The sequence below is a fragment of the Sphingomonas sp. FUKUSWIS1 genome, from assembly GCF_000733135.1.
Classification (GTDB): Bacteria; Pseudomonadota; Alphaproteobacteria; order Sphingomonadales; family Sphingomonadaceae; genus Sphingomonas; species Sphingomonas aerolata.
Genome location: NZ_JPJC01000112.1, coordinates 17,208 through 30,563 on the forward strand (window position 1 = coordinate 17,208; position 13,356 = coordinate 30,563).

Here is a 13,356-nt window from a genome sequence, read left to right on the forward strand (position 1 = left end):
AAGCGCGCCTTCCTGATCGAGGCGAGCCGCGCGTTCGGGACGGGGCATCACGAGACGACCAGCGGGTGCCTGGCGATGCTCGACGGGCTGACGGATGCGGCTTTCGCCAACGTCATCGATATCGGCACGGGGACCGGGCTGCTCGCCTTTGCCGCGGCGCATCTGTGGCCCGAGGCGGCGGTGATGGGGACGGATATCGATCCGGTCTCGATCGAGGTGACGCAGGAGAATGCGGACCTGAACGGCGTCGCGGGGATCGACCTGGTGGTGGCCGACGGGACGCTCGACGACGCGATCGTCGCGCGCGCACCCTATGACCTGGTGATCGCGAACATCCTGGCGGGGCCGCTCGTGTCGATGGCGCCCGAGATCGCGTCGATCGCCGATGCGGGGGCGACGATCGTGCTGGCGGGGCTGCTCGAGACGCAGCGCGCGGGCGTGGTTGCGGCGTATGAAGCGTGCGGGTGCTCGCTGGAGGCGGTCGACCGGCGCGGGGACTGGAGCGTGCTGCGGCTGCGCGCGGGGGCGACGCGGTTCGTGGCGGACGGGCCGTTCGATCCCAAGGGGCGCGACGGGTGGGCGCTGGATATCTGATCCTGCGGTCGCCCTGTTCCCCCGCGCGCCACCCCGGCGGAGGCCGGGGCCCAATAGGGTGAACCTTCGCGCACGAATCGCACCGCTATCCCGATTGGGCCCCGGCCTTCGCCGGGGTGGTTTGTGGGTGAGGCTGCGTTCGGTTCGACGAGGTGATACGGCCGGGCGTTGGATATCTTGGAGCGCCTCCCCAGGACGCCTGTTCCCCCGCGAAGGCGGGGGTCCAGACTGGGCCCCCGCCTTCGCGGGGGAACATCGGGGCGTGGCCTGCGCCTCGCCTCACACCCGGCACCACCCCGGCGGAGGCCGGGACCCAGTTGGGTGAACCTTCGCGCATGAATCGCACAGCCTTCCCAACTGGGCCCCGGCCTTCGCCGGGGTGGTGGCTTTATGCGGCGCGTGTGGATTTGGCGTTCGCATAGTCCTGCGTGCCTTGGGTCAGTACGGCGTCGCCGGGTTCGATCCGGGCGACGGGGATGTCGGGCTGGGCCTTCAGCTCCTCGTACAGCGGTGCGAAATCGGTCTCCACCGTCAGGCGGAGCAGTTCGTCGAAGCTCGGGATGACGAAATAGTTCTGCTGGAAATCGTCGATCCGGTATTCCGTCCGCATCACGCGCGCGAGGTCGAGCGCGATGCGGTTGGGGCTGGGGTCGTCGAGTGCGAAGCGGGTTTCGGCGAAGCTCGAGACGATGCCCGAGCCGTAGATGCGAAGCCCCTCGGGCTCGGCGATCAGGCCGAATTCGACCGTGTACCAGTAGAGCCGGCCGAGATATTTGAGCGCGTCGAGCCCGAGCGCGCGCTGGCCGCCGCGGCCATAAGCCGCCAGATAATCCGCGAAGACCGGGTCGGCGAGCATCGGCACGTGGCCGAACACGTCGTGGAAGACGTCGGGCTCCTGGAGATAATCGAGCTGGTCGGGACGGCGGATGAAGTTGCCCGCGACGAAGCGGCGATTGGCCATGTGATCGAAGAACACGTCGTCGGGGACGAGGCCGGGCACCGCGACGACCGACCAGCCGGTGAGCTTCATCAGCCGTTCGGACAGTTCCTCGAAATCGGGAATGCCGGGCTTCGAGAGTTTGAGCACATCGAGCCCGCGCAACCACGCGTTCGAGGCGCGGCCGGGGAGCAGTTTCGACTGGCGCGCGAACAGCGTGTCCCAGGTCGCGTGATCCTCGGCGGTATAGCTCGACCAGTTCTGCGGGATCGTCCAGTCGGGTGCCCCTTCGGGCGGCGTGCTGAGCACGTGCGTTTCTTCTAGCATGGCCATCGTCTAGCATGACCGAATGACAACGGAAACGCGCTGGATTCATTGGTCGTTAAGGATCCTTGCGGTCGTCCTCGCACTGGCTGCGAGCTATGCGGTGGCGGGACTGGTCGGCGGGGCGATCCCGACCAACCGCGACTGGCGCCCTCCCCCGCGCGGCATACGCATCTTCGTCGAGAGCAACGGGGTGCATACCGGGATCATCGTGCCGAAGGTCGCGGCCGGGGTGGACTGGCGCGGGTTTGCCCGGCCCGGCGACCTGCGCGACCCGCGTTATGCCGCGTCCGATCACCTGGCGATCGGCTGGGGGGAGAAGGCGTTCTTCCTCGAGACGCCGACCTGGGCGGACGTGAAGCTGCGGACCGTGCTGGCGTCGGCGACCGGCAGCGACGCGGTGCTGCTGCATGTCGAGCATCTCGCCGCGCCGGTGCCGGGTGGCGATGTGCGCGCGGTGATGCTGAGCGAGCGCGAGTATCGGCGGCTGGCGGGGTATATCGCGGCGACGATCCGGCCGGGGGGGCGGTCCTATCCGGGCTATGCCGGTTATGACGCGTTCTACGACGCGCGGGGGCATTATAGCGGGGTGGCGACGTGCAACGCGTGGACGGGGGATGCGCTGCGGTTTGCAGGCGTGCGGGTCGGGTGGTGGACGCCGTTTCCGGCTACGGTGATGTGGTGGTTTTGAGCTGAGATTCCAGCGATTTCCTGCCTACCCACCCCGGCGGAGGCCGGGGCCCAGTTGGGGGACGTTGCTGACTGAGGGCAGCGCTAGGTTACCTCCGTTTCCCAACTGGGCCCCGGCCTTCGCCGGGGTGGTGTTTTTTTTGGGGCTATCACTCCCCCGCGCGATACCCCTGATATTGCCCGCATTCGCCGCGCCGGGGGTCCTTCCTGCAGCGTTTGGCGAGTTCCTTGCGCTGCTTGCCCTCCTCGGCCTCCTGCTTGCGCATCTTGCGGCCGTAGTTGCGGTCCGATTCCTCCTGGCTGGTGGTGGTCCAGTCGACCGCCTTGCCCGCGACCTGGAACGGCGCCTTCACGATCGACGTCGCGGTGCTGATGCAGCCTGCGGTCATCAGGGGCAGGATCGCCAGAACGGGAAGAACCTTACGCATCTACTTCACTCCCGCGCGCAGCCGATCGCGCGCCTGCGCCCCGTATAGCGGAAAATCGGTGAAGAATCCGTCGATACCTTGCGCGAGCCCGGCGTCGATCTCCGCGTCGATGTCGGCGTGCGCGGCGGGGTCGGTGCCGCGACGGAAGCGGTCGGGGACGAACATGTTCTCCGCGCGGTAGGTCCAGGGATGGACGCGCAGCCCCGCCGCATGCGCGTCGGCGACGAGCGGCGACGGCGTCGTGCCCGCCCACAGCATGCCCTTGTTCGGGCCGATGCCGTACGCATAGCCCGCCACCGCCTTCAGGCCCGCGGGCGTGATCATCGCGGCATAGCTAGGCTGCGCACCGTCCGCGGGACCGCCCTCACCGTCGATCAGCTGGATCAGGCGCACCCGCGTCACCGCGTGGAGGCGCTGGAGGTTCTTCACCTCGAACGACTGGATGAACACCGGTGCCGTCGCCGAATCCCACCCTGCCGCCTTGAGGTGCGCGACCAGCAGCAGGTCGGTCGGATGGCCGATGCCGGCGAAATAGGTCGGATGCTTGGTCTCGGGATAGATGCCGATCGTGCGGCCCGTCTCGGCGGAGCGCCGCTTGGCGAGCGCGATGATCTCGGCGAGCGTCGGGATCTCGAACCGGCCGTCATAGGCGGTGTTGGCGGGGCGGAGTTTCGGCAGCCGCTCCTTCGCGCGCAGCGTCTTCAGTTCGGCGAGCGTGAAATCCTCGACGAACCAGCCGGTGAGACTCTGCCCGTCGATCGTCTTGGTCGTGCGGCGGCTGGCGAATTCGGGATGGTCGGCGACGTCGGTCGTGTCGGCGATCGCGTTTTCGTGCCGCGCGACGAGCACGTCGTCCTTCGTCGGTACCAGATCGGGCTCGATGAAGTCCGCGCCCTGGTCGATCGCGAGGTCGTAGGCGGCGAGCGTATGTTCGGGCCGGAGCCCGCTCGCACCGCGGTGCGCGATCACGATCGGGGGTGTCGAGGGAGGATTTTTCGGTGTCATCGCAACAGATTGCCCGCCGGCGACGCCAAGTACCAGCGCGGCGATTCGTGAGAGCCAATCGCAATAGGAAACCATTCGACGCATCGGCGTTCAGTCCTCATATTTCCCGGATCCAGAAGGGGCGACCCCATGCATTTCACGATCAATGGTCAATCATATGACGCCGAGCCCGATATCCGCACCTCGGTGCTCGACCTGTGCCGCGAGCATCTCGGCCTCACCGGCTCGAAAAAGGGCTGCGACCACGGTCAGTGCGGGGCGTGCACCGTCCTGATCAACGGCCGCCGGGTCAATTCCTGCCTGACGCTCGCGGTCATGCACCAGGATGACGAGATCACGACGATCGAGGGTCTCGGCCAGCCGGGCAACCTTCACGCGCTGCAGGATGCGTTCGTGCGGCATGACGGTTACCAGTGCGGCTATTGCACGCCGGGGCAGATCTGCTCGGCGGTCGGCATGCTCGACGAGGTCAAGAAGGGCTGGGCCAGCCACGCATCGGGCGACCTGACCGATCCCAAGTTCGACGATGCCGAGATTTCGGAGCGGATGAGCGGCAATCTGTGCCGTTGCGCCGCCTATCCGAACATCGTCGATGCGATCCGCGAAGTCGGCGACACCGCGCCCAAGGGCCGGTCCGCGGACGAAAAGGACGCGGCGATGGACGCCGATGCGCGCGGGGAGATGGTGGCATGAAGACCTTCACTTACGAAAAACCCGCGACCCCCGAGGCCGCGGTCAGGGATGCCGGGACGACCGGCGCGCGGTTCATCGCGGGCGGGACCAACCTGCTCGACCTGATGAAGCTGCAGGTCGAGACGCCCGACACGCTCGTCGACATCAGCCGCCTCGATCTCGCGAAGATCGAGGAGCGCGAGGATGGCGGGCTGACGATCGGTGCGCTGGTGCCGAACAGCGACCTCGCCGCCGACCGCCGCGTCGTCGCCAAGTACGAGGTGCTGAGCCGCGCCCTGCTCGCGGGCGCATCGGGCCAGCTGCGCAACAAGGCGTCGACCGGGGGCAACATGCTCCAGCGGACGCGCTGCTATTATTTCTACGACACGGCGGCGGCGTGCAACAAGCGCGAACCCGGCAGCGGCTGTTCGGCGATCGGCGGCTTCAACCGCATCCTCGCGGTGCTCGGCACGAGCGAGCAGTGCATCGCGACGCATCCGAGCGACATGGCGGTGGCGATGCGCGCGCTCGACGCGACGATCGTGACGCTGAAGGCGGACGGCGATCGCCGGCGCATCTCGGTGCACGAGTTCTACCGCCTGCCGGGCGCCACGCCCGAGATCGAGACCGTGCTCGAGACGGGTGAGCTGATCACGCATATCGAACTGCCCGCACCCCCCAAGGGCAAGCAGGCCTATCGCAAGGTCCGTGATCGTGCGTCCTACGCCTTCGCGCTCGTCTCGGTCGCGGCCGTGGTCGACGTGCAGGACGGCGTGATCGCGTCCGCCTCGCTCGCGTTCGGCGGGCTCGGGCCGATGCCGTGGCGCAATCCGGCGGTCGAGGCCGCGCTGGTCGGCAAGGCGCCGTCGGACGAGGCCTTCGAGGCCGCGGCGACCGCGCTGCTCGCCGATGCCAAGGGCTATGGCTCGAACGACTTCAAGATCCCCCTCGCGCGTCGCACGCTTATCGCGACGCTGCGCACCGTAACGGGAGCATAATCATGTTCGGATTTGGAACCACCAACAGCCTGACGATGGACAAGCCGCATCCGGACAGTCTTCTGGACAGCGGCGTTCAGGGCGTCATCGGCAAGCCGCTCGACCGGATCGACGGTCCGCTGAAGGTCAGCGGCACCGCGACCTATGCGGCGGAATATCAGTTCGACGACATGGCGTACGGCGTGCTCGTCGGCACCAAGATCTCCGCGGGCAAGGTCGTGTCGATCGACGTCGACGCAGTGAAGAGCATCCCGGGCGTGCTCGACGTCGTCACCGATTTCGACCAGTTCATCCGCGTGTCCGCACAGGGCGGCGCCACCGATGCACCGACGCAGGGCGTCAAGGACATCGCGTTCTTCGGCCAGATCGTCGCGATCGTGCTCGCCGAGAGCTTCGAGGTCGCGCGCGACGCCGCGGCCCGCCTGCCGATCGTCTATGACGAGGCGGACGGCCAGTATGACTTCGCCGCGCACCGCGACGAGACGCGGACGCCCCCCGACGATGCCGCGCCGGCGCATTTCAAGCAGGGCGATGTCGACACGGCGATGGCCGATGCGGCGGTGACGGTCGATTCGACCTATGTCACGCCGAGCCAGAATTCGGCGGCGATGGAGCCGCACGCCTCGACCGCGGTGTGGGAAGAGGACGGCTCGCTGACGCTGTACGGCGCCTATCAGATGCCGACGTCGGACGCGCAGCAGCTCGCCAAGTCGCTCGGCCTGTCCGAGAAGAAGGTCCGGATCGTCGCGCGCTATATCGGCGGCGGGTTCGGGTCGAAGCTCGGCATCGCACCCGAGAGCGTCGCGGCGGCGATCGCCGCCAAGCAGCTCGGTCGTCCGGTCAAGGCGGTCATGTCGCGCCCGCAGGTCTTCGAGGCGACCGTGCGTCGCTCGAACACCGAGCAGCGCGTCCGGCTCGCGGCCAACGCCGAGGGCAAGCTGACCGCGATCGGGCACGAGACGCTGGCGTCGAACCAGTCGACCGAGGATTATTTCGAGCCCGCGGGCATCGGCACGCACCTGCTCTACGGCGGCGAGAACCGGCTGATCACGCATGAGCTGGTCGACGTGAACCTCGTCCTGTCGGGATCGATGCGCGCGCCGGGCGAAGCGGTCGGGATGCTCGCGCTCGAGGGTGCGATGGACGAGCTCGCCGAAAAGCTCGACATGGATCCGATCGAGCTGCGCAAGCGCAACGATCCGCGGATCGATCCGGAGAAGGACGTCCCCTATTCGTCGCGCAACCTGACGCGCGCGCTCGACGAGGGTGCGGTTCGCTTCGGTTGGGACAAGCGCCAGAAGGCCGGCACGCGCCGCGAGGGCGAGTGGCTGATCGGCATGGGCGTTGCCTCGGCGGTGCGCGGCAACATGATGATGGAATCGTCCGCCAAGGTCGAGATCCATCCCGACGGCACCGCGACCGTATCGTCGGCGATGACCGATATCGGCACGGGCAGCTACACGATCCTCGCGCAGATCGCGTCGGAGATCCTGGGCATCCCGGTCGAGAACATCACCATGTCGCTGGGCGACACCAATGATCCCCCCGCGGCGGGTTCGGGCGGGTCCTGGGGCGCGGCCTCGTCGGGGACTGCGGTCTATCTCGCCTGCGAGATGCTGCGCGGCAAGATCGCCAAGGCGATGGGCGTCGACGAGGACGGCCTGACGCTGAAGGACGGCAAGGCGATCGGCGACAACCGCTCGACCCCGATCGGCGAGCTGGTCGGCAAGGGCCTCGAGGCGACCGGGCATATCAAGCCGGGCAAGCAGGAGAAGGAGACGTCGCAGGCAGGCTTCGGTGCGCATTTCGCCGAGGTCGCGGTCAACGTCATCACCGGCGAGACGCGTGTGCGGCGGATGCTCGGGTCGTTCGCGGCAGGGCGCGTGCTCAACGCGAAGACCGCGCGGTCGCAGTGCCTGGGTGGCATGACCTTCGGCATCGGCACCGCGCTGACCGAGGACCTGATCCACGACACGCGCACCGGCAAGCTGGTGAACCACGATCTCGGCGAATATCACGTGCCGGCCAATGCGGACGTGCCGCAGATGGACGTCCACTTCGTCGACGAGCGCGACATCCATGCGAACCCGATCCACGCCAAGGGGATCGGCGAGCTGGGGATTTCGGGCGCGGGCGCGGCGGTTGCGAACGCTGTGTATAATGCGACGGGGATCCGGGTGCGGGAGTTCCCGATTACGTTGGACAAGCTGCTGGATCAGTTGCCGGCGGTCTGATCTTCTGTGCCCCCGCGGAGGCGGGGGTCAAGGAGCCACAACGCGCACCCTTAGTAAAGCTGGATCCCCGCCTTCGCGGGGAAACAGGTGGGGGTGGGCGCCACCCTCCTTACTACAACCCCGGCGAAGGCCGGGGCCCAGTTGGGGGACTTTCCTGACAGGGGATCGTCCTTCGTCACGACGGCCTTCCCAACTGGGCCCCGGCCTTCGCCGGGGTGGTGGTTGAGGGGGCGGCACCAGCCCTCGCTTGGGTCGCGGGCTGGCGCTGCGCCATCCTGCGTCGGGGTGGCGTTGAGGCCACGCCGCCACCCTCGTCAAACATCCCCGCCCCTCCTATCTCAGACCCTCCACACCCGAGGACGAGCCTATGACCGACCATGTAATGGACGCCGCGTTTCGACCGGCCGGGCTCGACCGGGCGACGCAGGGGGTTCTCGGGCGCGGGATCGATCGGGTCGAGGGGCCGGCGAAGGTCACCGGCGTCGCCGATTATGCCTATGAGGGCACGCCCGAGCGGGTCGCCTATGCCGCGATCGTCGGTACGCCGGTCGGCAGCGGCCGCATCCTGCGCATCGACGCGCGTGCGGCCGAGGCGATGCCCGGCGTGATCGCGGTGCTCCACGGCGATCCGCGCATGCCCGCGGGCGAATCCAATTCGAGCGCGCTGCCGCTGTTCGATACCGACACCATCCTCCATCTCGGCCAGCCCGTCGCGGTGGTCGTCGCCGAGGACCAGGCGATCGCGCGCGACGCCGCAGCCCTGGTCCGCGTCGAGACCGCAGCGGGCGAGAACCGGTTCGACGTCGAGGCACAGCCGGTCGATACCGATCCCGCGATCGGCTTCGTGCCGCCGGTCGACATGGGCGACCTCGACGCGGCGATGCGCGACGCACCCGTGACGCTCGATGCGACCTATACGACGCCGGTGCATTTCCCCGCCGCGCTCGAACCACACGCGACCACCGCCTGGTGGGACGGCGACCGGCTGACGGTGCGATCGAGCAACCAGGTGATCGGCGCCGCGCGCAAGACGATCGCCAAGGTGCTCAAGATCGACGGCGACAAGGTCCGCGTGCTCGCGCCCTATGTCGGTGGCGGCTTTGGCGGCAAGACCGGGGTCGGCCCCGAGGCGATCCTCGCCGCGATCGCCGCGGAGGCGGTCGGACGCCCGGTCAAGATCGCGCTGCCGCGGCGCCAGACCGCCTATGTCGTCCACCACCGCTCGCATACGACGCAGCGCATCCGCATCGCCGCGGACGAACGCGGCGTGATCCAGGGCATGGGGCATGAGAGCGTCGCCGCGCAGAATGACGACGCGCCGTTCCTCGAACCCGTGCCGTTCGGGACGATCCCGCTCTATCGCGGGGAGTCGCGGCGGTTCAGGACCGACCTCGTCCGCGTCGACCTGCCCGCGAGCGGCGCGGTCCGCGCGCCGGGCGAGGCGGTCGGCACGTTCGGCGTCGAATGCGCGATGGACGAGCTCGCGGTCCAGCTCGGAATCGACCCGATCGAGCTGCGCCGCCGCAACGAGCCCGACTGCGATCCGGGCAGCGGCAAGCCCTTCTCCACGCGGCGCATGCTCGACTGCTACACGCAAGGGGCCGAGCGGTTCGGCTGGCCCGCCGCCGTCCCCGCGCCCGCATCGGTGCGCGAGGGCGAATGGCTGATCGGGATCGGCATGGCGGCCAGCCTGCGCGGCAATTTCACCGTCCAGGCGCAGGCGCGCGTGCGGCTCGAGGCGGACGGCCGTGCGGCGGTCGAATGCGACATGACCGATATCGGCACCGGCACCTACACGATCCTGGCACAGGCCGCGGGCGAGATGCTCGGGCTGCCGGTCGCCGACGTCGATGTCCGGCTGGGCGACACCGACTTCCCGCCGACCGCGGGGTCGGGCGGGTCGTTCGGTGCAGGGAGCGCGGTGTCCGCGGTGGTGCTGGCGTGCGAGGACATCCTCGCCGAGCTCGCGCTGCGGATGAACGCGGCGCCGGAGGAGCTGAGCCTCAAGGACGGATGCGTCAGCGCGGGCGGGCGGCAGGTGAAGCTCGCCGACCTGCTGCGCGGTGCGCCGATCGTCGCGATGGGCAAGACCGGCCCCGGCAAGGAGAGCAAGCGCACCAGCCAGGCGAGCCACGGCGCGCATTTCGTCGAGGTCGCGGTCAACGCGGTCAGCGGCGAGGTGCGGGTGCGGCGGATGCTCGGCGTGTTCGACGTCGGCCGCGTGCTCAACCGCAAGACCGCGACCAGCCAGATCATCGGCGGCATGGCCTGGGGCATCGCCTATGCGCTGACCGAGGAGGGCGTCGTCGACACGCGCACCGGCGCGTTCGTGAACCCCGATTTCGGCGAATATCACGTCGCGGTGAACGCCGACATTCCGCAGCTCGAGGCCTATTTCATCGAGGAGATCGACGATTCGGCGAACCCTGCGGGCGCCAAGGGGGTCGGCGAGCTCGGCATTTCGGGTGCGGGCGCGGCGGTCGCCAACGCGATCTACAATGCGACGGGTGTGCGGGTGCGCGATTTCCCGGTGACGCTCGACAAGCTGCTCGAGGGCTTGCCCGCGCTGTAACGTCTGTTCCCACGCCGATGCGGAGGAACGAGAAGAGAGAGAAGACATGGCCGAAAACGATAGCGTGATTGCCGCGGCGAAGACCTGGAAGGGCCAGAGGATGGCGATCGCCACCGTCGTCTCGACCTGGGGCTCCGCGCCGCGCCCCAAGGGGAGCCACATGCTCGTCCATGAGGACGGCCGGTTCGAAGGCTCCGTGTCGGGCGGCTGCGTCGAGAGCGACATCCTCGCGACCGCCGCCGACGTGATCGCGGGCGCGCCGTTCCAGCTGCGGAACTACGGTGTCGCGGATGCCGCGGCGTGGGAAGTCGGCCTGCCCTGCGGCGGCGAGATCGCGGTGATGGTCCAGCCGGTCTCGGCCGAGGGGTTCGACCCCGAATTGTTCGACCGGATCGCCGAGGCGCGCGATCAGGGCGATGCGCTGACCGTCACCACCGACCTCGCCACCGGGCACAGCGACGCGCGGCCGGCGGAGACGGGCGAGGTGTTCGTCAACCGCTATGATCCGCCGCGCCGCCTGCTGATCGTCGGCGCGGTGCAGATCGCGCAGGCGCTGGCGGGCCTCGCGCGTGAGCTGGGGATCGCGACGGTCGTGATCGACCCGCGCGCACGCTTCCTGACCGACGAGCGCTTTCCCGGCGTCACGCTCGACGATCGCTGGCCCGACGAGGCGATCGCCGCGCTGCGCCCCGGTCCGTCGACCGCGGTCGTGACGCTGAGCCACGACATCAAGATCGACGACCCCGCGCTGATCGCCGCGCTGGCGAGCGACGCCGCCTATGTCGGGGCGCTCGGCAGCCGCAAGAGCCATGCGGCGCGGCGCGAACGGCTCGCCGCGGCGGGGGTGACCCCTGAGAATATCGACCGGATCGACGCGCCCGTCGGGATCGACATCGGCGCGATCGGGCCGTCGGAGATTGCGCTGTCGGTTGCCGCCGCGATGATCGGAGCCTTCCATGATCGCCGCTGAAGACGTCGTCCTCATCCTGCTCGCCGCGGGCCGCTCGCAGCGGTTCGGCATCCCGAACAAGCTCGAGGTGCCGTTCCTCAACAAGCCGGTCGGGCTCCACGTCGTCACCGCGTTCGAGGCGATCCCGTTCCGCGACCGGCTGGTCGTCACCGATGGCTGCACGCTCGATTTCGCGAGCCACGGCTATGCGGTGGTGCATAACGACGATCCCGCGGCGGGGATGGCGCAGTCGGTCAAGCTGGGCGTGCAGCGCGCCAAGGACGACGGCGCGCAGGCGGTGCTGATCGCGCTCGCCGACATGCCGCGCGTGACCGCGGCGCATGTCTACCGGATGCTCGATGCCGCCGACAGCGCGGATGCGGTGGTCGCGTCGAGCGACGGGGTGAAGCCGTCGCCCCCTGCCCTGTTCGGGCGCGACCGGTTCGACTTCCTGCTGTCGCTCGACGGCGATGCGGGCGCGCGCGACCTGGTGCGCGCGGGGCGGCACGTGGTGACCGCGCCGGCCGAGCTGATCGACATCGACACGCCCGAGGATCTGGAGCGACTGCAGGCGCTGGTCCACGACCCGCGCGCGGCGATCACTCGTGCCTTAACGCGTCGATAGGGTTCATCGCGGCGGCGCGGCGCGCGGGGAAATAGCCGAAGACGACGCCGATCACCGCGGAGATGCCGAACGCGAAAAGATTGATCTCGGGCACGAACAGCCACTGGACCTTGATCAGCGGCGCGATAATCGCGATCGCCAGTTGTGCGATCACCAGCCCGATCAGCCCGCCCAGGCACGACAGCACGATCGCCTCGACGAGGAACTGCAACAGCACCTCGCGCGCGACCGCGCCGATCGCGAGCCGGATGCCGATCTCGCGCGTGCGTTCGGTCACCGACACCAGCATGATGTTCATGATGCCGATCCCGCCGACGACCAGGCTGATCCCCGCGACCGCCGCGACGATGCCGGTCAGCAACGTCGTCGTGCCGGTCAGCGTGTCGGAAATCTGCTTGGTGTCGAAGATGTTGAAGTCATCCTCCTTGCCCGCGGTGATCGTCCGGCGTTCGCGCAGCAGATCGGTGATCGACGCCTGCACGGTCGCGGTCGAGAATTTCTGGTCGACGCCCACCAGCATCAGCCGGATGTCGCGATTGCCCGTGAAGCGACGCTGCACCGCCTTGATCGGCATGATGACCACGTCGTCCTGATCGCCGCCGAACCCCGCCTGCCCGCGCGTCGACAGCACGCCGATCACGTCGCAGCTGATCGCGCCGATCCGCATCCGGAGGCCCACCGCGTCGCCGCCGCGGAACAGGTTGGTGCGAACGGTATTGCCGATGATGCACACCGCCTTGCCCGACGCCTCCTCGACCGGCGTGAAGATCCGCCCGGTCGCCAGCGGCCAGGGCTGGACCTGAAAATAGGCGCTGGTGGTGCCGTTGATCGTCGTCGACCAGTTCGCGCCTTCATAGATCGCGGTGGCGGTCGCCTGCGCCTGGGGGGCGACCGCGGTGACGCCGGCGATCTGGTTGGCGACCGCGGTGACGTCCTCGGGCTTGAAATCGGGCGGCCGCGGTCCGCCGCCGCCACGACCGAAGCCCTGACCCGGCCGGATCTGGAGGATGTTGGTGCCGAGCGCGGAGATCGACTGCTGCACCGCCGCGGTCGTCGCCTTGCCGAGCGTGACCATCGTCACGACCGCCCCGACGCCGATGACGATGCCGAGAATGGTCAGGAACGACCGCAGGATATGGCGGCGGATCGAGCGCAGCGCGAGCGAGAGGGTGGTGCCGAACATTACCGGGTCATCCCGCCAGCGTGGTCCCGTCGAACCTGGCTCAAAGACTGACAGAAGAGACCCGTCATCCCCGCGCAGGCGGGGATCCAGATGCTCGAAGGCTGGCGGGCTTGTCGCGACGGTTGCCAGTCTGGATTCCCGCCTG

General features: G+C 68.7%; 12 protein-coding genes. 8 read left to right on the plus strand and 4 right to left on the minus strand.

Features of this window, described 5'->3' with window-relative positions; genetic code table 11:
- Positions 1-594, plus strand: a 594-nt coding sequence (locus sphsw_RS07875) for a 50S ribosomal protein L11 methyltransferase (RefSeq protein ID WP_042466810.1), incomplete at its 5' end; no start/stop codon positions are given.
- Between the two features lie 388 nt (positions 595-982).
- On the opposite strand, the gene phhA is transcribed toward sphsw_RS07875, so the two are convergent.
- Positions 983-1,858 carry a phenylalanine 4-monooxygenase gene (gene phhA / locus sphsw_RS07880; RefSeq protein WP_031440123.1) on the minus strand — a complete coding sequence of 292 codons (876 nt, stop codon included), beginning with the start codon at positions 1,856-1,858 and terminating at the stop codon, positions 983-985.
- 22 nt (positions 1,859-1,880) lie between these two features.
- On the opposite strand from phhA, the gene sphsw_RS07885 reads away from it, so the two are divergent.
- Complete coding sequence (locus sphsw_RS07885) at positions 1,881-2,546, plus strand: TIGR02117 family protein (RefSeq protein ID WP_042466805.1); 666 nt, start codon at positions 1,881-1,883, stop codon at positions 2,544-2,546.
- A gap of 148 nt (positions 2,547-2,694) precedes the next feature.
- Here the strand turns inward: sphsw_RS07885 and sphsw_RS07890 are convergent, their stop codons facing one another.
- Together sphsw_RS07890 and sphsw_RS07895 are read right to left on the minus strand one after the other, a co-directional pair.
- Positions 2,695-2,973 carry a hypothetical protein gene (locus sphsw_RS07890; protein WP_031396071.1) on the minus strand — a complete coding sequence of 93 codons (279 nt, stop codon included), beginning with the start codon at positions 2,971-2,973 and terminating at the stop codon, positions 2,695-2,697.
- Positions 2,974-3,978, minus strand: a complete 1,005-nt coding sequence (locus tag sphsw_RS07895) for a glycerophosphodiester phosphodiesterase (protein WP_031440125.1) — start codon at positions 3,976-3,978, stop codon at positions 2,974-2,976. It abuts the gene before it with no gap.
- 129 nt (positions 3,979-4,107) lie between these two features.
- Between sphsw_RS07895 and sphsw_RS07900 the strand changes: the two genes are divergently transcribed.
- The 6 genes from sphsw_RS07900 (at position 4,108) to sphsw_RS07925 (ending at position 12,028) form a co-directional block, all read left to right on the plus strand.
- Positions 4,108-4,671, plus strand: coding sequence for a 2Fe-2S iron-sulfur cluster-binding protein (locus tag sphsw_RS07900; protein WP_081874216.1), 564 nt, complete (start codon positions 4,108-4,110; stop codon positions 4,669-4,671).
- Entirely contained in the window at positions 4,668-5,648 is a 981-nt protein-coding gene (locus tag sphsw_RS07905; RefSeq protein WP_031440126.1) for an FAD binding domain-containing protein, read from the plus strand. The genes sphsw_RS07900 and sphsw_RS07905 overlap by 4 nt, the downstream gene beginning before the upstream one ends.
- Before the next feature lie 2 nt (positions 5,649-5,650).
- Positions 5,651-7,882 (plus strand): xanthine dehydrogenase family protein molybdopterin-binding subunit, encoded by a 2,232-nt coding sequence (locus tag sphsw_RS07910; RefSeq protein ID WP_031440127.1) that lies wholly within the window; start codon positions 5,651-5,653, stop codon positions 7,880-7,882.
- Positions 7,883-8,249: 367 nt separating this feature from the next.
- Positions 8,250-10,454: a xanthine dehydrogenase family protein molybdopterin-binding subunit gene (locus sphsw_RS07915; RefSeq protein WP_031440128.1), complete on the plus strand. Its 2,205-nt coding sequence runs from the start codon at positions 8,250-8,252 to the stop codon at positions 10,452-10,454.
- Between the two features lie 46 nt (positions 10,455-10,500).
- Positions 10,501-11,424: an XdhC family protein gene (locus sphsw_RS07920; RefSeq protein WP_031440129.1), complete on the plus strand. Its 924-nt coding sequence runs from the start codon at positions 10,501-10,503 to the stop codon at positions 11,422-11,424.
- Positions 11,411-12,028, plus strand: a complete 618-nt coding sequence (locus sphsw_RS07925) for a nucleotidyltransferase family protein (RefSeq protein ID WP_031440130.1) — start codon at positions 11,411-11,413, stop codon at positions 12,026-12,028. The genes sphsw_RS07920 and sphsw_RS07925 overlap by 14 nt, the downstream gene beginning before the upstream one ends.
- On the opposite strand, the gene sphsw_RS07930 is transcribed toward sphsw_RS07925, so the two are convergent.
- Positions 12,003-13,211 carry an ABC transporter permease gene (locus tag sphsw_RS07930; protein WP_031440131.1) on the minus strand — a complete coding sequence of 403 codons (1,209 nt, stop codon included), beginning with the start codon at positions 13,209-13,211 and terminating at the stop codon, positions 12,003-12,005. The genes sphsw_RS07925 and sphsw_RS07930 overlap by 26 nt on opposite strands.
- Positions 13,212-13,356 lie beyond the last annotated feature (145 nt).

Coding starts and splice junctions, on each gene's coding strand:
- sphsw_RS07925 (WP_031440130.1), top strand. CDS start 11,411: ATGATCGCCGCTGAAGACGTCGTCCTCATCCTGCTCGCCGCGGGCCGC.
- sphsw_RS07920 (WP_031440129.1), top strand. CDS start 10,501: ATGGCCGAAAACGATAGCGTGATTGCCGCGGCGAAGACCTGGAAGGGC.
- sphsw_RS07895 (WP_031440125.1), bottom strand. CDS start 3,978: ATGACACCGAAAAATCCTCCCTCGACACCCCCGATCGTGATCGCGCAC.
- sphsw_RS07890 (WP_031396071.1), bottom strand. CDS start 2,973: ATGCGTAAGGTTCTTCCCGTTCTGGCGATCCTGCCCCTGATGACCGCA.
- sphsw_RS07885 (WP_042466805.1), top strand. CDS start 1,881: ATGACAACGGAAACGCGCTGGATTCATTGGTCGTTAAGGATCCTTGCG.
- sphsw_RS07900 (WP_081874216.1), top strand. CDS start 4,108: ATGCATTTCACGATCAATGGTCAATCATATGACGCCGAGCCCGATATC.
- sphsw_RS07905 (WP_031440126.1), top strand. CDS start 4,668: ATGAAGACCTTCACTTACGAAAAACCCGCGACCCCCGAGGCCGCGGTC.
- sphsw_RS07915 (WP_031440128.1), top strand. CDS start 8,250: ATGACCGACCATGTAATGGACGCCGCGTTTCGACCGGCCGGGCTCGAC.
- sphsw_RS07910 (WP_031440127.1), top strand. CDS start 5,651: ATGTTCGGATTTGGAACCACCAACAGCCTGACGATGGACAAGCCGCAT.
- sphsw_RS07930 (WP_031440131.1), bottom strand. CDS start 13,211: ATGTTCGGCACCACCCTCTCGCTCGCGCTGCGCTCGATCCGCCGCCAT.
- phhA (WP_031440123.1), bottom strand. CDS start 1,858: ATGCTAGAAGAAACGCACGTGCTCAGCACGCCGCCCGAAGGGGCACCC.